Origin of the sequence: Nonomuraea sp. NPDC026600 (assembly GCF_040638335.1) — a bacterium.
GTDB lineage: Bacteria > Actinomycetota > Actinomycetes > Streptosporangiales > Streptosporangiaceae > Nonomuraea.
The window spans coordinates 99631-120377 of the sequence record NZ_JBEZYD010000042.1 but is presented as its reverse complement, the minus strand read 5'-3'; the positions used below and the strand labels follow the sequence as shown (position 1 = coordinate 120377).

Genomic DNA, 20747 nt, shown 5'->3' with positions numbered 1-20747 from the left:
CAGCCGCGCTGGTTGTCGACCGGAACCGAGGCGCCCGTCGTCAGATCGAAGGCGGCGCCCTTGGCGTCGTGCTTGAGGAAGCCCAGCTTCTCCATTCGGTCGGGGAAGGCCAGCCACCAGCCGGAGCCGGGCACCTCGGAGGCGGCGATCTGGCCGACGACCCGGCCGCTCTCCGAGTCGAGCCGGGCGAAGCCGCCGTAGGTGCCCTGCTGGTCGACCGGCCGCACGACGGGGGCGTAACCGGGGCTGCCGCTGGGGTAGACGCGGACGACCGAGGGACGCATCCAGTTGATCGTGCCGTCGCCGATCTTGACGGAGAACAGGCCGAAGGTGGAGACCTTCTTCGTCTGCGGGTTCGTGTAGGGGGCGACGTAGCCGATCAGGTTGTCGCTCGTCGAGCCGAAGGCCCACCCGCCCGACATGTCGATGCCGGGGCCGAGCGCCTGCTCGATCGGCTGCTGCCACTGCAGCTTGCCGGTCTTGAGCTCGTACGACTCGATCATGGGGTTGGAGGCCAGGCGGAGCAGCAGCACCCGGTCGGCGTCGGACCACTCGACCTCGGCGATGCCGGGCAGCTTCCACAGTTGCTTGCCGGTGGCCGGGTCGAGCACCACCACGCGGGCGCTGGAGAGCGCGGTGTGCTCCGACAGGCAGATGTAGGACCCGCAGCGCTGGGGGCCGAACGTCGAATGCACGGGCCGCGTCCACTTCTGCGTGCCGGTGCGCGCGTCGCGGGCGACGAGCGCGGCGTTCCAGCGGCCCTTCTTGGCCGGGTCGATCGCCACGACGACGGCCTGGCCGGGGGCCGTCTCGACGATGGCGGGCGCGGAGACGCCCATGCCGGGCAATCTGCCCGCCATGGTGGCCGGCTGGGCCCAGAGCTTGTTGCCGTGGGTGAGGTCGACGGCGACGGTCTCCAGCGTGCCGTCGGGCTTCATGGAGGTGGTCGTGACGACCCCGCCTGCGGCCGCCATCCGGCTGACCGCGTCGATCTCGGAGTTTTGCCAGGTCGGGAAGTCGGCCGTGGCCGCGCCGCTGTCGGAACAGCCGGCCAGGGCCAGGATTCCGGCGAGTGTGAGGGCGGCGTTCGCGAGGGGCCGGAGCACGAGCAATCCACTCCAAAGGGACGAAGAGTGACGGCTTCGGCTCGGAGGGTGACCGGGGTCAGGCGTCGTTGAGCGTCTCCCCCAGCCGGCGGCGGAACAACGTCACCCACTTGCCGTGGGGACCCGTCGCCCGCCCGGCGACCCGGGTCGCGGAGACCTCGGTGCCGGACTCCTCCGCGGCCGTAGCCGCCGCAAGGTAAATCGGTTGCAAACCTTCGCCGCGCGCGGGTCTCGGCTCGGGCCACAACCTCAACGCAGCGCATACAGAAGGTAGCACTGCGTAAGCTGCCTGTGCGTAACCTCGGGCAGATGGATGGAAACGATCCGGTCCGAACATTTCGCCGGGGTTTGTGGCGAATTCCGGCCCCAGGACGTCGGCGAACGCGACCGTACGCCCGCCCGCGTCGACCACCGCGACCGTCTGCGCCGCGGCCAGCTGGCGGCTCCAGCGCCGCGTCACCCAGCGCAGCGGCTGCGCGATGGGCCGTACCGTGCCGAGGTCGGGACAGGTGCCCACGACCACCTCGGCGCCCGCCTCGCGCAGCCGGCGCACGGCCTTGCTCAGGTACCGTACGGCCGCCGCCGGCGGGGTCTGGGTGGTGACGTCGTTCGCGCCGACGAAGATGACGGCCAGGTCGGGCTCCGCCTTCAGCGCCCGGTCGACCTGGTCGCCGAGTTCGGCCGACGGGGCTCCCGACTTGCCGACCACGTGGAGGCGTACCGGGCGTTCGGCCACCGAGGCCAGGCCGTGCGCGAGCAGCACTCCCGGCGTCCTGGCCGGGTCGGTCATCCCCAGGCCGACGGAGAGGGAATCGCCCAGCAGGGCCATGGCGATCGGGGCGCCGGAGAAGTCGCCGTAGACGCCGTCGGACGGCGGTCCCTCCATGCCGTGCGGCCGGCCGATCACCTTTCTGGCCAGCAGGCTCTCGGCGATCAGGAGGCCGTACGCGGTGGCCCCGAGAGCCGTCAGGCCGCCGCCTCCGAGTGCCGCCGCCGTCGCGATCTTGCGCGCCGCGCGCGCCGTGCCCGGTGCCCAGACCACGTACGTTGCTCCCTTCGACTGGACTCGGCGGTAGCGTTTGCTTGAAAACTAGCCGAGCGCTCGCCACCCCCACGGGATCTCGGCCTTCGGCAAGCTGACCAAGCTTCGGCAAAGAAGGTGAACACCTCGGTGCGCGTTTACGATTCCCTGGTCGAGCTGATGGGCAACACCCCGCTCGTCAGGATGCACAAGGTCTCCGCCGGCCTGTCCGCCCAGGTGCTCGCCAAAGTCGAGTACTTCAACCCGGGCGGCTCGGTCAAGGACCGCATCGCGGTCCGCATGATCGACGCGGCGGAGGCGTCGGGGGAGCTGCGGCCCGGTGGCGTGATCGTCGAGCCGACGTCCGGCAACACCGGCGTGGGTCTGGCTCTCGTGGCCCAGCAGCGGGGCTACAAGTGCCTGTTCGTGGTGCCCGACAAGGTGGCCCAGGACAAGATCGCGGTACTGCGCGCCTATGGCGCCGACGTCGTGGTCTGCCCGACCGCCGTGTCGCCCGATCACCCCGACTCCTACTACTCGGTTTCCGACCGGCTGGCCCGCGAGGTGCCCAACGCCTGGAAGCCCGACCAATACTCCAACGTCAACAACCCCGACTCCCACTACTACTCGACCGGTCCCGAGGTGTGGGAGCAGACCGAGGGCAGGATCACCCACTTCGTGGCGGGCATCGGCACCGGGGGCACGATCAGCGGCACCGGCCGCTACCTCAAGGAGGTCTCCCAGGGCCGCGTGAAGATCATCGGGGCCGACCCGGAGGGCTCCGTATACTCGGGCGGTTCCGGCCGGCCGTATCTCGTGGAGGGCGTCGGCGAGGACATCTGGCCGGCCACCTACGACACGAAGATCTGCGACGAGATCATCGCGGTGTCCGACAAGGACTCGTTCAACATGACCCGACGGCTCGCCCGCGAAGAGGGCCTGCTGGTCGGCGGCTCGTGCGGGATGGCCGTGGTGGCGGCGCTGGAGGTGGCGGCCAAGGCGGGGCCCGACGACGTGGTGGTCGTCCTCCTGCCCGACGGCGGGCGCGGCTACCTGTCCAAGATCTTCAACGACGACTGGATGGCCGACTACGGCTTCCTGACCACCCCGTCCGAGGAGGGCCTGGTGCGTGACGTACTGGCCCGCAAGGGGGCGGGCCTGCCGGAGTTCGTGCACGTGCACCCGCACGAGTCGGTCGGCACGGCCATCTCGATCATGCGCGAATACTCCGTCTCGCAGCTCCCGGTGATGAAGGAGGAGCCGCCGGTCATGGCGGCCGAGGTGGTCGGCTCCATCGTCGAGCGCGACCTGCTCGAAGCCCTCTACCGCGGCCGGCTCTCCTCCGAGGACACGATCGCCGAGCACATGTCGTCGCCGCTGCCGATGATCGGCAGCGGCGAATCGGTGGCGCGCGCGGTGGAGGCGCTGGAGAAGGCGGACGCCGCCGTGGTGCTCGAAGACGGCAAGCCCGCCGGGCTACTGACCCGCCAGGACCTGCTCGCCTTCCTCGCCAACCACTAGGGCTTTTTGATCGACTCGATCACGGTGCCGAGCCCTTCCAGGCCGCGCCCCTCGGCGTCGGCGCGCTCGAACAGCTCCTTGAGCGCGTTCGGCACCGTGATCTCCAGCCCGGCGTCCTTCAGCGCGTGGACGGCGTGGCCGAGGCCGACCGCCTGCATGCGCAGGGAGTTCAGCTCGCCCGGGTACACCCTGGCCTCGACCTCCTCAGCCAGGATCTTGGCGAACCCCATCGGCCCGTCGCCCCCGAGCTGCGTGAACGTCTCCCTGGCGAACGGCAGGAAGTCCCCGGGCGCCACCCCCGCCGTGCCGAGCAGCGCGAGCGCGTGCATGTAGCTGGTCAGACCGGACCAGAAGATCAGCAACTGCGCCTGGTAGTACATCATCGCCAGGCCCTGGTCCTCGCCCACGTACGTGATCGTGGCCAGCGCCTGGAGCGTCTCCGCGTGCCGGTCGACGGCGTCCTTGGGGCCGCTGTAGAAGGTGTACGCCATGGGCAGGCCGATGCCGGGCGGCGGCACCATGATCCCTCCGGTGACGAGCGTGCCGCCCCGCTCCACCACCCACCCGGCCGCCGCGCGCAGCTCCTCCGGGGTGCCGGAGCTGAGGTTGACCAGCACCTTCCCGTCCAGCCGCGCGTCGCCCAAGCTGTCGTACATGGCCTGGTAGCTGACCTGGCTGATGACCAGCAACTCGCCTTCGGCCGCTTCGGCCGCCCGCCGGGCGCCCCTGGTCACCAGGGGCTCTGTCTTGCTCGTCGTACGGTTCCACACGGTCACCTCGTGGCCCGCCGCGAGGAACGTCTCCGCCATCTTCGACCCCATCGGGCCCATTCCGATCACTGTCACTCGACTCATGACCCACACCTTCGGGTGTCCCCCTACGGAAATCCTTCCGCCTCGCTACGGGTTGTCCCTGACGTGGTGAGTTTCGGGGTACTCGGGCCGTTGGCGGTCTGGACGGACGACGGACGCCGGATCGAGGTGCCGGAGCCCAGGATGCGGGCGTTGCTGGCCGACCTCCTGGCGCACGGGGGCGGCCCGGTCTCGATGGACCGGCTGATCGACGACCTGTGGGGGGACCGGCCCTCCCGCAACCCCATCGGCACCCTCCAGGCCCGCGTCTCCGAACTCCGCCGCGTGCTCGGCGGCCCCGGCTCGATCGTCCACACCCCGGCGGGCTACCGCCTGGCGCTCGTCGAGCCCAAGACGGACCCCTCGCCGGCTGAGCCGGACACGGGCCGTTTCCGAGACCGGGACGACGCTGGCCGCTTCCGTATCGCGCTCGACGCGGACCGCTTCCTGGAGCTCGCCGGCCGCCGTTCCGCGGACCCGCACGAGCGGGCCGCTCAGCTCCACGAGGCCCTGACCTTGTGGCGCGGCCCCGCGTACGCCGATCTCGCCGACGAGGGGTTCCTCCGCCCGGAGATCGCGCGCCTGGAGGAGGCGCGCCTGTCCGCCCTCGAAGAGCAGGCAGAGGTACGGCTGGCGCTGGGCGAGGACGTAGATCTGGCCGACCTGGTCGCCCAGCACCCGCTACGCGAACGCCTCCGCGCCCAGCACATGACCGCCCTGTACCGAGGCGGCCGCCAAGGCGAGGCCCTGGCCAGCTACGACGATCTACGCGAGCGCCTCGCGGGGGAACTGGGCCTGGACCCCATGCCCGAGCTGGCAGCACTCCAGGAGGCGATCCTCCGCCAGGACCCCTCACTCACCGCCCGGCCGCCCCACTCCAACCTGCCGTCCCCACTCACGGAGCTGATCGGTAGAGACGCCGAACTCGCCCGGGTCCGCGACCTGCTGGGCACCGCCCGCCTGGTGACGCTCACGGGCCCGGGCGGCGTCGGCAAGACCCGCCTCGCCCTGGAAACCGCCCGCTCCCTCCTCGACGAAAGCCCTGTCTTCCCCGACGGGGTGTGGCTGGTGGAGCTGGGCGGGCTCGCCGACGTGGCTGAGGCGGTCGCGGACGTCCTCGGCGTACGCGACGACGACGCCGCGCCCCTGCCACCGAGGCTGGCGACCGCCCTGGCGGCCAAGCGGGCGTTGCTCGTGATCGACAACTGCGAGCACCTGGTGGCGGAGGCGGCTGCGCTCGTCTCGGCGCTGCTGCGGGCCGTCCCAGGGCTACGGGTCCTGGCAACCAGCAGGGAACCGCTCTGCATCACCGGCGAACACGTCCACATGGTGCCGCCACTGACCGAGCCGGACGCCGTACGCCTCTTCACGGCCCGCGCCGACCTCAAACTGAACGAGTCGAGCACGACCGCCACGCTCGCCTTGACCACCGAGACCACCGCGTCTGCTGAGACCACCACGACCACCACGGCCATCGAGACCATCGAGACCAGCGAGACCAGCGAGACGACCGAGAGCATCGAGGCGACCGTGACCGTCACGACTGACCCGACCAGTTGGCCGAGCAGGCCGAACGAGCTGGACAAACGGGATGAGGTGGGCGAGGCGGTCGCGATCATCTGCAGGCGGCTCGACGGCATTCCGCTGGCGTTGGAGCTGGCCGCGACTCGGGTGCGCGCGCTGGGCGTACGGGAAGTGGCCGAGCGGCTGGACGACAGGTTCCGCCTGCTCAGCTCCGGGATGCGTGACGCTCCGTCGAGGCAGCGGACGCTCCGGGCAGTGATCGACTGGAGCTGGGACCTGCTGTCCGGCCACGAGCGGGTCGTGCTGCGGCGGCTGGCCGCGCACGCGGACGGGTGCACGCTGGAGGCGGCCGAGGTGATCTGCGCCGAGCCCGGCGTGGACGTGGTGGACGTGCTGGCCCGGCTGGTCGACCGCTCGCTGGTGGTGGTGACCACTGGCCCCAGATACCGGCTGCTGGAATCGGTCGCCGCCTACTGCGCCGAACGCCTGGCTGAAGCGGGCGAACACCGGCGGATCGCCGCACGTCACGCCCGCTACTACACGTCGCTGGCCGAACGGGCGGACCTACGTGGCCCAGGACAGAGGCAGTGGCTCGAACGCCTGGACACCGAGACCGCCAACCTGCGACTCGCCCTGTCGGGCCCGGAACCGCTCCGCCTGGTCAACGCGCTCGCCTGGTACTGGTTCCTACGCGGCCGCATGGGTGAGGCCCGCCGCTCCTTGTCCACCGCCATGTCCGCGACCGATCCGTCCGCGACCGATCCGTCCGCGACCGATCCGTCCGCGACCGATCCGTCCGCGACCGATCCGTCCGCGACCGATCCGTCCGTGACCGGTTCGCTTGTCAGCGGCGCCCCGGCCATCGGCCATCCCGTCAGCGGGGCGGCGGTCGCGTCTGTGTGGCTGGCGGGGATGGCGTTGGCGGTTGGGGAGGCGGCGCCGCCGGTGCGGGAGGCGGAGCTCGACGTTGAGGGGCGGGCGCTGGCCGACTGGTTTCTGACCCACGTGCGCTGGGCGTACGGCGATCAGGTCGCGCATGGGGCGGCGGCGAGCCGGGCGTTGGCCGCGTTCGAGGTGCTTGGCGATCAGTGGGGGATCGCCGCCGCGCTCAGTCTGCGGGCGAAGCTGGCGGTGGGCCGGGCGGATCTGACCGCGATGGAGCGGGACGGCCGGCGGAGTCTGGAGCTGTTCAGCCAGTTGGGGGACGGGTGGGGGCGGTTGGAGGCCATGGACGCGCTCGACCGGCTGGCTGAGATACGTGGTGACTATGCCGAGGCCGCCAGATTGCGCGTGGAGCAGTTGCGGCTGGCGGAGGAGCTCGGCTTCGAGGTCGCGTTCAAACTGGCGGGGCTGGGCCGTGTGGCGCTCCTGGCGGGCCAGTACGAGCGGGCCGACCACTACCACGAGCGGGCCAGGCGCCTGGCCGTGGAGCAGTCCTACAAGGCCGCGGAGGAGCATGCCGTGCTCGGGCTGGCACTGAGCGCCAGGCGGCAGGGCAGGTACGAGCGGGCGGAAGGGCTCCTGATGCCGTGGCTCGGCTGGTTGCGGGAGGTGCGGGGGACGCCCGGCATCGCGTTCCTCATGGCCGAACTGGGTTTCGCCGCCGAGCAGCGCGGCGACGCCAAGACAGCACTCGCCAGGCAGCGGGATGGCTACGAGGCGGCCCAGACCACCGGGGACCCCAGAGCGATCGCGCTCGCACTGGAGGGCCTGGCAGGCGCACTGTCACTCATGGCCGGGCAAGGCGAGCGGCGCGGGGAGCGTTTCGGGCAGTACCGGGAGGCGGCCGGGTTGCTCGGGGTGGCGGCGGCGCTCAGAGAGGCGGTAGGTGTGCCTCTGCCCGTCCCCGAGCGCGCCGACGTCGACCGGATCGCCGCCAGGTTGCGCGAGGCGATGGGGGAGGAGGTGTTCGACGCGGCCCGCGCCTCAGGCCGCGGGAAACTCCGCGACCACTTCCCAGGCGCCGTCGGAGCCGGGCCCGGCGTAGAGGCGCCCGCCCAGGGCCTCCACCCGCTCGGCCATTCCGACCAGGCCGAACCCGCCTCCCAGCCGGGAGAGCCGGGGGTCGGCGGCTGAGCCGAAGTTACGGATGCGCAACAGCACGCGCTGGTCGAAGCGCCGCAGCTCGGCCTCGACCCAACTGGCGCCCGGCGCGTGCTTGCGGATGTTGGTGAGCGCCTCCCGTAGCACCCGGTGGATCGTCGTCATGACCTCCGGCGGCAGGGTGCGGTCGTCGATGCCCGACCCGATCTCGAACGCGACGCGCGGCCCGTTCGCCGAGAACCGTTCCGTCAGCAGGCGCAGATCGGCCAGCGACGTGCCGGGCCGTCTGTCGGCCTCGTCCTCGGTCCTCAGTACGGTGACCAGGCGCCGCATCGAGGTGAGCGCCTCCGTGCCGGCAGTGGCGATGGCGTCGAGCGCGGGCAGTACGGCGTCGGGCTTCATGTCGGCGACCGTGCGGGCGGCCTGGGCCTGTACGACGATGCCGGTGATGTGGTGGGCGACCAGGTCGTGCAGTTCCCTGGCCAGCTCCAGGCGTTCGGCCCGCCGTACGGAATGGACCGCCTCCTTGCGGCGCTCCTGCTGGAAGCGGAGGTAGCCGCCGACGGCGGCGGTCATCGTCCAGGCGGTGAAGAGCATGAACGAGAAGACCAGCTCGTTGCGGGGATCGCGGGCGATGCCCTCCGCCATGAGGGCGACCAGCGCGGCGGCCCCGAACACGGCGGCCCGCTTGACCGGCTCGACGTGGCGGAGCACGCCGATGGTCAGGATGATCAACGCGCCGGTCTCCGCGGAGCCGGGCACGCCGACGAACCCGGTCAAGCCGATCACCAACGAGACGACGAACGACAGGGCCAGCACGGCGACGAACGTCTCGACCCGGAAACGGCGCCGCAGGATGACGGCCGCGATGCCCGCGACCCCGCAGATCGCCACCGTCCACTGGAGTCCGCCCCTGGTGCCGGCCACGACGAAGTCCACGAGAAGCATCATGGCCAGCCAGCCGATCGCGGCGATGTCGCTCAGCCGGCGGATCCAGTAGACGACGCGCTTGGATTCCCCCACTCCTGGAAGCCTAAGCCGGAAGTCGGATGGCGAGCATCGACCGTTCGGCCGATGAGGGGCGCCGAGGACCAGCCCTTCAGCGGAGGCGGTGGCGGGGGGCCGTCGACCATGCTGGGAGATGTCCGGAAGGGGGACGGGAAATGATTCTCATCGGGTTCGTACTACTGGGTGTCGGGCTGGTCATCGGGCTGTTGCTGGCGCTGGCCGACCCCGTGCTGCTCTCCCGCATCAACGGGGAGGAAGCGGAGGGCGGCAGCGGCCGCCACATCGAGGTGCCCGCACCGAACGCCGGCGTGGTCCGCCTGACGCCCCGAACGGGCGGCGACCGGCACGAGCCCCAAGCGGCCTGAGCCCACTGGCCCGGCACAGCAACAGACCTGGCACAACAACAGACCTGGCTCGCGCGGGCATGGCGTGCGAGTCACGCGGGCGTCGCTTTGGGGACGGCGCCCGCCTCGGCCCGCGATCCGTTGGGGAACGGATCGCGGGCCGCTTCCGTTACCGTGGGCTTATGACGAACGGTTTCGAAACTCTGGCGATCCACGCAGGTCAGGAGCCTGACCCGCTGACCGGTGCGGTCGTGCCGCCGATTTACGCGACGTCCACCTACAAGCAGGACGGCGTGGGGGGCCTGCGTTCCGGATACGAGTACAGCCGCTCGGCCAACCCCACCAGGACCGCGCTCGAAGAGGCGCTGGCCGCGGTCGAGGGCGGCGCGCGCGGGCTGGCGTTCGCGTCGGGGCTGGCGGCCGAGGACGCCCTGCTGCGCACCGTCTGCAAGCCGCAGGACCACGTCATCATCCCCAACGACGCGTACGGCGGCACATACCGGCTGTTCGCGAAGGTCAACGAGCGCTGGGGCCTGCACTACGACCCGGTGCCGCTCGGCGACCTCGACGCCGTGGCCGCGGCCATGACGCAGAAGACGCGGATCGTCTGGGTGGAGACGCCGACGAACCCGCTGCTCGGCATCGCCGACATCGCCGCGCTCGCCCAGCTCGCCCACGACAACGGGGCGCTGCTGGTCGTCGACAACACCTTCGCCTCCCCGTACCTGCAGCAGCCGCTCGCGCTGGGCGCGGACGTGGTCGTGCACTCCACCACCAAGTACGTCGGCGGCCATTCCGATGTCGTCGGCGGCGCGCTGATCGCGGCCGACCAGGCGGTCGGCGAGGAGCTGGCCTACCACCAGAACGCGATGGGCGCGGTGGCCGGGCCGTTCGACGCCTGGCTGACGCTGCGCGGGCTCAAGACCTTGGGTGTACGGATGGACCGCCACTGCGACAACGCCGAGCGGGTCGTCGATCTGCTGCTCGCGCACCCGCGCGTGACCCAGGTGCTCTACCCGGGGATGGGCGAGCACCCGGGGCACGAGGTGGCCGCCAAGCAGATGAAGCGGTTCGGCGGCATGGTGTCGTTCCGCGTCGCCGGCGGCGAAGAAGAGGCCGTCGCGGTGTGCAACCGGGCGAAGCTGTTCACGCTGGGCGAGTCGCTGGGCGGCGTCGAGTCGCTCATCGAGCACCCGGGCAGGATGACGCACGCTTCGGCGGCGGGCTCACCGCTGGAGGTGCCGGGCGACCTGGTGCGGCTGTCGGTCGGCATCGAGACGGTCGACGACCTGCTGGCCGACCTCAAGCAGGCGCTCGGCTAACCGGGTACGACCATCAGGAACAGGATCACCAGCCAGATCACGGACAGCAGCCCGCTGATGGCGGCGATCCGGCCGTTCTGCACCTTCGCGTCGTCGTCCGGGCTCTCGGTGCCGAGGACCCGGACGGCTGCGCGCAGATCGCGGTCGATGATGACGAGCAGCACGATGGCCACGATGAACAGCGTCATCGAGGACGTCATGTACCACCTGCCGAGCACTCCGCCCCCGATGGACATGCCGACGGCCAGCCCGAAGATCAGCACACCCAGCGAACCGATGCTGTAGATCCTGGTGGTCCGCTGGATGTTCTGCAGGACGGGCACGTTCTTGGTGCGGATGGCTCGAGGCGCGGCCATGGTGACCGCGGTGAGCGGGCCCACCGTGAAGATCGAGAAGCCGATGTGCAGCCAGAGAAGCAGGGACGACATGCGAAGGAGACTAGTCCCCGGCGATCTCGCCCGTGGACTCGACACTCTGTTTACCTTCCGAGGAGCAGCGCATGATCAGCTCGGTGGCCGCGATGGCGACCACCATGAGCACGATCAGAAGAATCATGGCAATCATGAGACACCCCTCCTTCCCCGTGTGGGACGTAAATATCGTCCGTAATGACTAGACGCTCTGGCAACGGAATAAGTTCAGCGCGGGTATGGTTGCTAACCGTCGCTTTTTCCTTACCTTTTGGGCACAAGGGGGTGCCGTCCGTGGCCGTCAGGCATGTCGAGCCGTATACCGACGAGTGGCTGCAGCAGCCGACCGGCTATGTGCAGCAGGTCGTCGACCTGCTCGGAGCCGAGGTCGCCGACTGGTGGGAGGGCCCCTGCGAGCCGCGTGACGCGACCGTCCGCCTGGCGGACGGCAGCGCGCTGGTGTGGGACGAGGAGAGCGGATGGCGGCTCGGGAGCTTCGTCTCCGGTGACCGCGGCGAGCACACTCAGCTCGACGGCGTCCGCTATCTGGGCGGCGGACTGCTGCCCCGGCCCGAGCGCGTGCCGTCGGCGCTGGGCGACGCCCGCGTGGGCGTGGGCGCCAGCTCCGCGTGGCGCCCCTGCTACCGCTCTCACCGCAACTGCCGCGACGGCTTCGACGTCGCGCTCGACTTCTACGCCCCCCTCATCGAGGCGTGACCACCACCTGACCGCCTGAAGTTCAGCGGGACCGGCGCACCCGCAGGAAGTCGCTCACCACGTACTCGCCCAGCCGCTCCGCGCTGGGGGAGAACACGCGCCCGCCGTTGCGCCGCGCCACCTCGTCGACGAACTCCTTGAGCCGATCGTCACCCGCCAGCATGAAGATGTTCAGCGTCGCCCGCCGCCGCGTCATCTTGTCCACCTCGGCCAGCGTGAGCTCCAGCGTCTCGTTCGACGGCGGCCACTCGAAGGCCGACTGCCCGTTGCGCATCAGGTGGGCCGTCGGCTCGCCGTCGGTGACCACGAGCACGACCGGCTCGAAGTCGGGATGGCGATCCAGGTGCCGGCCCGCGATGAGCAGCGCGTGGTGCAGGTTCGTCCCCTGGACCATGTCCCAGTCGAGACCGGCCAGCTCGTCCGGCTGCAGTACCCGCGCGTAGTTGGAGAACCCGATGATCTGCACGGCGTCCTGCGGGAACTTCGAGGCGACCAGCGCCTGAAGGGCGAGCGCGGTCTGCTTGGCCGCCGCCCAGGTCCCGCGCAGGGCCATCGAGTACGACAGGTCGACCAGCAGGCAGACGGCCGCCGCGCTGCGCCGCTCGGTCTCGGCCACCTCGAAGTCGTCGACGGAGAGCCGGACCGCGCCCGATTCCGTCTGGACGCCGCCGTTGCGGATGCCGTTGACCAGCGTGCGGACCACGTCGATCGGCTGCTCGTCGCCGAACCGCCAGGGCCGCGACGAGCCGGTCAGCTCGCCGGCCGAGCCCGCGTCGTGCTGGTCGTGGTCGCCGCGCCGGCCCGCGTCGAGCGAGGAGAACACCCGGCGCAGCGCGGTCTCGCCGAGCCGCCTGACGGCCTTGGGGGTGAGCTCCAGCTTGCCCCGGCGGCGCAGGAGGTAGCCCTGCTCCTCCAGCTCACGTTCGATCCGCTTGAGGGCCTCCAGGTCGTCGACCGCCGATCGGCCGAGCGCGCGGCGGACCGCGGACTCGTCGATGTCGTCGAGCCTGGCGCCCGGGTAGTCCTGCCGGAGCGAGGTCTCCAGTTGGGAGAGGTCGGCCAGCTCCTCCAGAGCGGTGACGGCGTCGCCCATGCCCAGCGGCTCCTCGCCGGTGAGCCGGTCGGGGGTGTCCCAGGCCAGGTCGGGACGGCGGGCCTGGAGCGCCTCGCCGAGGCGGCGCATCTGGTCGGAGAGCCCGGCCTGGTCGAGCGTCTGGTTGATCAGGTTGGCCAGCTCCTCGCGCTGGCGCGGGGTCATCGAGGCGAGCATGCGCTGGGTCGCGGCAGCCCGCCGGGCCAGGACGTCGACGAGTTCTTCGAGGTTGCGCGGCTTCTCCGGGAAGAGATCGCCGTAGTTCTTCATGAACGTCTCGAAGTCCGCCTGGGTGTGCTGACCCTTGGCGTCCTTGTCGAGCATGTCGTTGAGGTCCGACATCATCTGCCGGACGCGTTCCATGGCCGCCGGGTCCGGCTGGGCCAGCGCGTCGCGCATCCCTCTGAACTGGCTGTCGAGCACTTCGCGGCGCAGCAGCTCGCGCAGCTCCTCGAAGGTCTGCCGGGCGGCGGCGGAGCGCCACTCGTACGAGGTCAGCTGCTGGATCGCGCTGGCCGTGTCGTCGGGCAGCGAGTCGAGCTCGCTCTCGCGCAGCCGGGCGTCGTCGGACGGGTCGGGGAACAGCTCGGCCCGCTCCTGGCCGATGGCCTTGTCGAGGAGCGCCCGCGCCTTCTCCAGCGTGCCGTCGAGGCGGCCGCTCTCGCGCAGGTCCCGGCGGCGGCGGCGTACCTCTCTGAGCATGTCGTCGAGACCCCGCCGGTCCTGGGCGCCGGGCAGCCCGCGCTTGAGCAGGTCGCGCAGGGCGTGTACGGGGGTGGAGCCGGACAGGATGGCGTCGCCCATCTCGTCGAGCGCGGCGCGTACGTCGTACGGCGGGGCGAGGGGGTCGGGGCCATCGTTGAACTCGCCATAGCGGTAGGCCATCACGAACACACGCTAACCCGATATACGGGCCTACGCGTCCCCAAATACCTCACGTACCCCGGAGAGTTCGTTGACCTGGGGCACGTAATCGACCTGGACGAGCACCGGGTGCCCGACCGACTTGAGGGCTTGGGCGAAGTCGCTGGCCTGGCACGGCTTCTTGCCGAGCCCGTGCTTGTCGGCGTTGACCGGCTTGCCGGCCAGCCAGCCGTCGCCGCAGCGCCTGGTGGTCCTGCCGAACGTCATCAGGTTGGTGTAGCCGAGCTTGAGCGTCCTGCCCGCCCCGGTGAACAGGACCGTGGTGTCGTCGATCCGCTTGACCGTGCCGCGGGTGGTGCGGGGCTCGGGCCCGTGGGCGAGCACTTCGCTGATCTTGACGGCCTTGGTGCCGCGGTACTCGACGCGGACGGCGCTGGGCCCGGACGCCAGGTCGGCGGTCAGGTCGCGAGGCTCGCAGACGGTGGTGCCCAGGCCCGCGCGGTCGAGCGCCACCTTTCCTTCGGTCTCCTTGAGGTCGCAGGCGACGGTCACCCGCCGGAACGCGGCCTTGGCGTAGTCGAGCCGCAGCTCCTTGGCGCCGGGGACGGCCTTGAACGTGTGGAGCGGCTTGCGGTACGTGGCGGCCATGGGCGTGATGCGGATCCCGGTCACGCCGGTGGACCAGGCCCAGCCGTAAACGGCCTTCGTGGCAGTGGCCTCAGCGGCCCCGGCGGGTACGGCGACAGCGCCCAAGCACAAGGCGATGGCAAAGACGAGCGGACGCATGGGCGGTCTCCCCTGACGGCGTGATTGATCATCACATTCGACGCGCGAGACCGCCCTTTTGTTCATGTCCGGTAGACGGTGACTCCGTCCAGGTCTTCCTTGGACAGGCGGCGCATGAGGTACAGGCCCTCCAGGGCGAACTCCAGCGCGGCCGCCGCGTGGCCCGGCGACTCCTCGCCCGCGCCCATGCCCAGCCGCGACATGACCTTCGCCAGGCCGCTGACCGGGCCGATGCGGCGCAGCAGCTCGGCGGCCGGGATCAGCTCGCCGGACTCCACCTGGTTGCCCTCGGCGAACTTGTCCGTCAGCGCCGACAGGTCCATCCCGCCCAACCGGCTCCTGAACGTCTCGGCCGTGGCCCGGCGGAGCAGGTGGGAGAGGATCTCGGTCTCCCTGCCCTCCTCGCTGACCTCGAACTCCACCTTGCCGCGCAGGCTGTGGACGACGCTGGCCAGGTCGCAGACGCGGGCGACGGCCTGCTCCTCGCCGGCGATCGCCGCCCTGCGTACGGCGGAGGCCATGGCGGTCTCGGCGGCCGCGATCGAGAACCGCGCGGACACGCCCGAACGGGCGTCGACCGCCGTGGACTCGCGGACCAGGCGGGTGAACCGGGCGATCACTTCGACCAGGTGCTCGGGGATGTCGGCCCCGATGTCCGGCATGGACTCCTGGCGGATGAGCACCAGCTCGTCCTCGACCGTCAGCGGGTAGTGGGTGCGGATCTCGGCGCCGAAGCGGTCCTTCAGCGGGGTGATGATCCGGCCCCTGTTGGTGTAGTCCTCGGGGTTGGCGCTGGCGATGAGCAGGATGTCGAGCGGCAGGCGCAGGTTGTAGCCGCGCACCTGGATGTCGCGCTCCTCCAGCACGTTGAGCAGTGACACCTGGATGCGCTCGGCCAGGTCGGGCAGCTCGTTGACGGAGAACACGCCCCGGTTGGTGCGGGGCACCAGCCCGTAGTGGACGGTCTCCGGGTCGCCGAGCGTCCGGCCCTCGGCGATCTTGATCGGGTCGACGTCGCCGATCAGGTCGCCGACGGAGGTGTCGGGCGTCGCGAGCTTCTCGCCGTAGCGCTCGTCGCGATGCTTCCACGCCACAGGCAGCTCGTCGCCCAGCTCCCGGGCGAGGGCGAGGCAGCGCGTACAGGCCGGCGCGTACGGATGGTCGTTGATCTCGCACCCGTCGACCACCGGAGTCCACTCGTCGAGCAGGCCGGTAACGGTGCGGATGAGTCGGGTCTTGCCCTGGCCCCGCTCACCGAGCAGGACGAGGTCGTGCCCGGCGAGTAGCGCCCGCTCCAAATGGGGCAGGACGGAGTCGTCGAAGCCCACGATGCCTGGAAAACGGGGCTCACCTGCTCGCAGCTTGGCCAGCAGATTTTCGCGGACCTCTGCTTTCACGGTGCGATGAACGTGACCGCTCTCTCGCAGCTCGCGGAGATTTAGAGGCTGATGCACGGGAACGAGACTACGTCCCCCGGGACCACTGCGGCAGACAGTTTCCCATCTGGCGGAGATTTCGGATCTTGACTATTGCGTGACGGTTCGTGCGCGTGCTTGTTCCTTTAATGGGGAGAATCCGTTCCTAGGGAACTTCGACCCGCCGAGGAGGCGAGATCCGTGGCTGTGATGACGAGCCGCTTCGCCGACGGTCTCGCCGTAGGTTCCGACCTGGTGGAGGCCGCGGAGCGTGCTGTCGGTCAGGCCCTGTCGCGGCTCAGCGGCGAGGCGGACCTGGTGTGCTTCTTCATCTGCGGCGACGACCCCGACGACGTCGCCAGGGCGGGGGAGCGCGCGATGAGACTGGCCCCCGAGGCCCACGTGATCGGATGCAGCGCCACCGGCGTGATCGGTGACGGGCAGGGGGTCGAGCTGACGTCCGCCGTGAGCGCGTGGGCGGCCACGCTGGACGGGGCCGAGCTGACCACGTTCGCGCTGGAGACGCTGACCGCCGAGGATCGGTTCGTGGTGGTGGGGCTGCCCGAGCGGACGTCGGACGATCACGTGGCGATCCTGCTGGCGGACCCGTACACCTTTCCCACGGACGCGTTCGTGGAGCGTTCGGCGGACGTGCTGGGCAACCTGCCGTTGATCGGCGGGCTGGCCAACGGGTTGCGGGGCCGCGGCTCCGTCCGGCTCTTCGCCGACGGTGAGATCTACACCGAGGGCGCGATCGGCGTGCTGCTCAGTGGCTCCGTGCGGGTCAGCACGGTGGTCAGCCAGGGGTGCCGGCCGATCGGCCCGACCATGGTCGTCACCCGTTCCGAGGAGAACCTGCTGCTGGAGCTGGCCGGCCAGCCGGCCCTGGCCCGGCTGGAGGACATCGTCAGCGAGCTCGACGAGGACGACCGCGAGCTGGTCGCCGCCGGTCTGCAGATCGGCGTGGCCATGGACGAGTACGCCGAACGGCACGAACGAGGCGACTTCCTCATCAGGGGCGTGATCGGGATCGACCCGGAACGTGAGGCCGTGGCCATCGGCGACGTCGTGGACGTCGGCAGGACCGTGCGCTTCCACGTGCGCGACGCCGCCACGGCCGACGAGGACCTCTACGACCTGCTCGACGCGCACCGGGAGGAGCTCGGCCGGATCGACGGCGCGCTGTTGTTCTCCTGCAACGGCCGGGGCTCGGCGATGTTCGGCACCGCCGACCACGATCCGGTGGCGCTGCGCGACACGCTCGGGCCGATCGGGGTCGCGGGCTTCTTCGCCGCCGGCGAGGTCGGCCCGGTCGGCGGCCAGAACCACGTGCACGGGTTCACGGCGTCCGTCCTGGTCTTCTCCACGCCCTCGAGTGGGGCGGGCGGCCCGTGATCCGCGCGCTCGACGTCAGTCGGGCTTGGTCGGAAGGAAGAGCCAGGCGTTGAACAGCGACGTCAGATCCCTGCCCGAGAGCTTCTCCGCCAGCGCGATGAACTCCTCCGTGGTGACCGTGCCGTATTTGTGGTCGGCCGTCCAGGTCTTCAGCAGCTTGAAGAAGGTCTCGTCGCCGATGGCCTTGCGCAGGGCGTGAAGGGTCATCCCGCCCCGGGTGTAGACCGAGTCGTTGAACAGGTCACGCGCCTGGGCGCGGCCGGGCGGATATTTCCATATCGGGTCGGTCGCGGGGCGGGAGTGGAAGGTCTGGAAGAGCCGGTCGGCGGTGTTGGTGCCCTTGTGCTCGGCCCAGAGCCACTCGGCATAGGTGGCGAAGCCCTCGTTGAGCCAGAGGTCCCGCCAGCGCTTGATGCTCAGGCTGTCGCCGAACCACTGGTGGGCCAGCTCGTGCGCGATGATGCTCTCGTCGGGGGCGAAGCCGCCGTAGAGGGGCTTGGTCTGGTTCTCCAGGGCGTAGCCGGCCGAGAAGTCGTCGATCATGCCGCCTGTGGAGGAGAACGGGTAAGGCCCGAAGACCTTGCTCCAGTAGTCGGTGACCTCGCCCGAGACGTTGAAGAGATTGTTGAGCGAGCCGCGGTGCTTGGGGTCGGCCGCCGCGAGGTTGGGGATGCCGCCCGGCGTGTGGCCCTTGCGCAGCTCGAACTTGCCGATCGTGGCCGTGGCGAGATAGCTCACCATCGGATGCCGCTCGCGCCACCGGAACGTGGTCTTGCCGTCCGCGGTCGTGGGCTCGCCGACCTGCTCGCCGTTGGCCAGCGCGGTCACGCCCTGGGGCACGGTGATGGTGAAGTCGTAGGACGCCTTGTCGGCGGGGTGGTCGTTGGCTGGGTACCAGGTCTTGGCGCCGTCGGGCTCGCAGGCCACGAACGCGCCGTCGGCCGTCGGGATGAAGCCGAAGGTGCCCAGGTTGGAGGAGTCCTTCACCGGTTGGGGCACCCCGGCGTAGGTCACCTTGACGGTGAACGCGGCTTTGTCGCCGAGCGGCGTCGCGGGCAGCACGCTCAGCTCGCTGCCGGTGCGCGAGAAGACGGCCTTCTCCCCGTTGACCGTGACATCGCTCACCTTGAGACCGGACAGGTCGAGGTTGAAGCGTGAGAGCGGCTGCGTGGTCGTGGCGTCGATCGTCGTCACGCCGTCGAGCTGCTTGCTGCTCGGCGTGTAGCCGATCACGAGGCCGTAGTGGGAGACGTCGTAGCCGCCGTTGCCGTCAAGGGGGAAGTCGGGGTCGCCGATGCCGGGCGCGCCCATGCTCGCGTTCGGCTGCCGGCTGCCTGAGGATGCCGGGACGATGGCCCCCTCGGACGGCGCGCAGGCGAGCATGCTCAGCAGCGCCATAAACGAAGCGACCACGCGCTGGTCAAACCCCATAGGCTGCGCTCTCCCCTTCGCTAAGTAACCGGAATTCTACGCGGAGTCAGGCGTCGACCACGACCGTCTTCGCGGCTTTGCCGGGCAAAGCCTGCTCGCGGGGGGTCGAACAGAATCCAGCCTAGGTCGAGGAGACGCGTGTGGCGGCCGGAGCGCGCTAAAGGTTGCCCCTGCGCTCCTGCTCCCGCTCGATCGCCTCGAACAGCGCCTTGAAGTTGCCCTTGCCGAACCCGAGCGAGCCGTGCCGCTCGATGAGCTCGAAGAAGACGGTGGGCCGGTCCTGCACCGGCTTGGTGAAGATCTGCAGCAGGTAACCGTCCTCGTCTCGGTCGACCAGGATCCTGCGCTTCCTCAGCTCCTCGATCGGGGCCCTGACCTGCCCGATGCGGGCCCGCAGCTCGGGGTCGTCGTAGTAGGAGTCGGGCGTGTCGAGGAAGCTCACGCCGGCCGCGCGCATGTGGTCGACCGTGGTCAGGATGTCGTTGGTGGCCAGCGCGACGTGCTGCACGCCCGGCCCTCGGTAGAACTCCAGATACTCGTCGATCTGCGACTTCCTGCGGCTCACGGCCGGCTCGTTCAGCGGGAACTTGACCTTGCGGGTCCCGTCGGCCACGACCTTGGACATCAGCGCCGAATACTCGGTGGCGATGTCGTCGCCGACGAACTCCGCCATGTTGGTGAAGCCCATCACGTTCTTGTAGAACTCCACCCATTCGTCCATCCGGCCCAGCTCGACGTTGCCCACACAGTGGTCGATGGCCTGGAACAGCCGCCCGGTCCTGGTCGCGGGCGGGGCGACGAGCGGCTCGGCGGGCACGTAGCCGGGCAGGTAGGCGCCGCTGTAGTTGGACCTGTCGACGAGCGTGTGCCGCGTCTCGCCGTAGGTGGCGATCGCCGCGAGCACCACCTTGCCCCGCTCGTCCTCCAGCGTGTACGGCTCCGCCAGCCCGCGGGCCCCCTGCTCCACGGCGTGCCGGTAGGCGCCCTCCACGTCCGGCACCTCGATGGCCAGGTCGATCACCCCGTCGCCGTGCTCGGCGACGTGCCCGGCCAGCTCGGTCCCGGGCCGGACCGAGGCCCTGAACTCGAACCTGGCGCCCCCCGAGGTCAGCACGTAGCCCACCTCGTCGCGGCTGCCGTTCTCCGGCCCGCGATAGGCCACCAGCCGCATGCCGAACGCGGTCGAGTAGTAGTGAGCCGCCTGCCTGGCGTTGCCCACGGCGAACACCACGGCGTCCATCCCGTTAACCGGAAAAACATCGCTCATGCACCAATCCTCGAATTCTGTAGACGAGTTGTGCAACAGCGCCTTTGTAGACTGGACAATCTGCATAGCCTTCACCGCGAATGATCGGGAGATCTGTACACCATGACGATCGACCAACTGGACGCCCGGCTGATCGCGCTGCTCGCCGCCGAGCCGCGCCTGGGCGTGTTGGAGTGCTCGCGCCGGCTCGGCGTGGCCCGCGGCACCGTGCAGGCCCGGCTCGACCGGCTGATCGACAGGGGGGTGATCACCGGGTTCGGGCCCGACGTGTCGCCCGAGGCGCTCGGCTACGACGTCACCGCGTTCGTGACGATGGAGATCAGGCAGGTCGCCGGGCACGACCCGGTGGCGCACCGGCTGGCCCACATCCCCGAGGTGCTGGAGGTCCACACGATCACGGGCGGCAGCGACCTGCTCTGCCGGGTGGTGGCCCGGACGAACGCCGATCTGCAGCGGGTGATCGATCGGATCGTCGAGGTTCAGGGTGTTCTCAGGACTTCGTCGATCATCGTCCTCGACACACCTGTTCCCTACCGCGTATTGCCATTGGTGGCGAATGTTCCGCAGCGCGTTACGCGCTAGTCGTACTATCGCGGGAGGGGATGAGGCACCGGTATCGATCGCTTAGC

General features: G+C 70.2%; 16 protein-coding genes and 1 pseudogene. 7 read left to right on the top strand and 10 right to left on the bottom strand.

The features are described 5' to 3' along the window. Both AB0F17_RS54905 and AB0F17_RS54900 read right to left on the bottom strand, forming a co-directional pair. A partial coding sequence (locus AB0F17_RS54905; protein ID WP_358041595.1) for a PQQ-binding-like beta-propeller repeat protein occupies window positions 1-1106 on the bottom strand: 1106 nt, incomplete at its 3' end. Between the two features lie 58 nt (window positions 1107-1164). Beyond that, window positions 1165-2148, bottom strand: coding sequence for an SGNH/GDSL hydrolase family protein (locus AB0F17_RS54900; protein ID WP_358041592.1), 984 nt, complete (start codon window positions 2146-2148; stop codon window positions 1165-1167). Between the two features lie 129 nt (window positions 2149-2277). On the opposite strand from AB0F17_RS54900, the gene AB0F17_RS54895 reads away from it, so the two are divergent. Then, on the top strand, window positions 2278-3648 hold the full coding sequence (locus AB0F17_RS54895; protein WP_358041589.1) for a cystathionine beta-synthase: 1371 nt from the start codon (window positions 2278-2280) through the stop codon (window positions 3646-3648). Here AB0F17_RS54895 and AB0F17_RS54890 read toward each other — a convergent pair. After that, a complete protein-coding gene (locus AB0F17_RS54890; RefSeq protein WP_358041587.1) occupies window positions 3645-4502 on the bottom strand; it encodes an NAD(P)-binding domain-containing protein in 858 nt (285 codons plus the stop codon). The two genes, AB0F17_RS54895 and AB0F17_RS54890, sit on opposite strands and share 4 nt — an antisense overlap. Before the next feature lie 141 nt (window positions 4503-4643). Between AB0F17_RS54890 and AB0F17_RS54885 the strand changes: the two are divergent. Beyond that, window positions 4644-5813, top strand: a pseudogene (locus AB0F17_RS54885) (BTAD domain-containing putative transcriptional regulator); the annotation flags it as partial. A 2136-nt stretch (window positions 5814-7949) separates the two neighbouring features. Here the strand turns inward: AB0F17_RS54885 and AB0F17_RS54880 are convergent. Next, window positions 7950-9089: a histidine kinase gene (locus AB0F17_RS54880; RefSeq protein ID WP_358041584.1), complete on the bottom strand. Its 1140-nt coding sequence runs from the start codon at window positions 9087-9089 to the stop codon at window positions 7950-7952. A 140-nt stretch (window positions 9090-9229) separates the two neighbouring features. Between AB0F17_RS54880 and AB0F17_RS54875 the strand changes: the two genes are divergently transcribed. Together AB0F17_RS54875 and AB0F17_RS54870 are read left to right on the top strand one after the other, a co-directional pair. Next, window positions 9230-9439 (top strand): hypothetical protein, encoded by a 210-nt coding sequence (locus AB0F17_RS54875; protein ID WP_358041581.1) that lies wholly within the window; start codon window positions 9230-9232, stop codon window positions 9437-9439. A 161-nt stretch (window positions 9440-9600) separates the two neighbouring features. Beyond that, on the top strand, window positions 9601-10740 hold the full coding sequence (locus AB0F17_RS54870; protein WP_358041578.1) for a cystathionine gamma-synthase: 1140 nt from the start codon (window positions 9601-9603) through the stop codon (window positions 10738-10740). Here AB0F17_RS54870 and AB0F17_RS54865 read toward each other — a convergent pair. Next, window positions 10737-11168, bottom strand: coding sequence for a hypothetical protein (locus AB0F17_RS54865; RefSeq protein WP_358041575.1), 432 nt, complete (start codon window positions 11166-11168; stop codon window positions 10737-10739). The genes AB0F17_RS54870 and AB0F17_RS54865 overlap by 4 nt on opposite strands. Window positions 11169-11444: 276 nt before the next feature. On the opposite strand from AB0F17_RS54865, the gene AB0F17_RS54860 reads away from it, so the two are divergent. Beyond that, the gene (locus AB0F17_RS54860) at window positions 11445-11867 is read left to right on the top strand and encodes a DUF6292 family protein (protein ID WP_358041572.1); all 423 of its coding nucleotides are present in this window, start codon (window positions 11445-11447) and stop codon (window positions 11865-11867) included. Window positions 11868-11889: 22 nt separating this feature from the next. On the opposite strand, the gene AB0F17_RS54855 is transcribed toward AB0F17_RS54860, so the two are convergent. The 3 genes from AB0F17_RS54855 to AB0F17_RS54845 all read right to left on the bottom strand — a co-directional run bounded on the left by AB0F17_RS54855 (window position 11890) and on the right by AB0F17_RS54845 (window position 16064). Beyond that, on the bottom strand, window positions 11890-13845 hold the full coding sequence (locus AB0F17_RS54855) for a hypothetical protein (RefSeq protein WP_358041611.1): 1956 nt from the start codon (window positions 13843-13845) through the stop codon (window positions 11890-11892). A 30-nt stretch (window positions 13846-13875) separates the two neighbouring features. Beyond that, on the bottom strand, window positions 13876-14610 hold the full coding sequence (locus AB0F17_RS54850; protein ID WP_358041569.1) for a hypothetical protein: 735 nt from the start codon (window positions 14608-14610) through the stop codon (window positions 13876-13878). A 62-nt stretch (window positions 14611-14672) separates the two neighbouring features. After that, window positions 14673-16064, bottom strand: coding sequence for a sigma 54-interacting transcriptional regulator (locus AB0F17_RS54845; RefSeq protein ID WP_358041566.1), 1392 nt, complete (start codon window positions 16062-16064; stop codon window positions 14673-14675). A 171-nt stretch (window positions 16065-16235) separates the two neighbouring features. On the opposite strand from AB0F17_RS54845, the gene AB0F17_RS54840 reads away from it, so the two are divergent. Continuing rightward, window positions 16236-17420 (top strand): FIST N-terminal domain-containing protein, encoded by a 1185-nt coding sequence (locus tag AB0F17_RS54840; protein WP_358041609.1) that lies wholly within the window; start codon window positions 16236-16238, stop codon window positions 17418-17420. Window positions 17421-17435: 15 nt separating this feature from the next. Here AB0F17_RS54840 and AB0F17_RS54835 read toward each other — a convergent pair whose 3' ends face one another. Both AB0F17_RS54835 and hppD read right to left on the bottom strand, forming a co-directional pair. Then, window positions 17436-18833, bottom strand: coding sequence for a M1 family metallopeptidase (locus tag AB0F17_RS54835; RefSeq protein ID WP_358041563.1), 1398 nt, complete (start codon window positions 18831-18833; stop codon window positions 17436-17438). Window positions 18834-19008: 175 nt separating this feature from the next. Continuing rightward, window positions 19009-20118, bottom strand: a complete 1110-nt coding sequence (hppD, locus tag AB0F17_RS54830; protein WP_358041561.1) for a 4-hydroxyphenylpyruvate dioxygenase — start codon at window positions 20116-20118, stop codon at window positions 19009-19011. Between the two features lie 102 nt (window positions 20119-20220). Between hppD and AB0F17_RS54825 the strand changes: the two genes are divergently transcribed. Beyond that, window positions 20221-20700 (top strand): Lrp/AsnC family transcriptional regulator, encoded by a 480-nt coding sequence (locus AB0F17_RS54825; protein ID WP_358041558.1) that lies wholly within the window; start codon window positions 20221-20223, stop codon window positions 20698-20700. The last annotated feature ends 47 nt before the right edge of the window (window positions 20701-20747 follow it).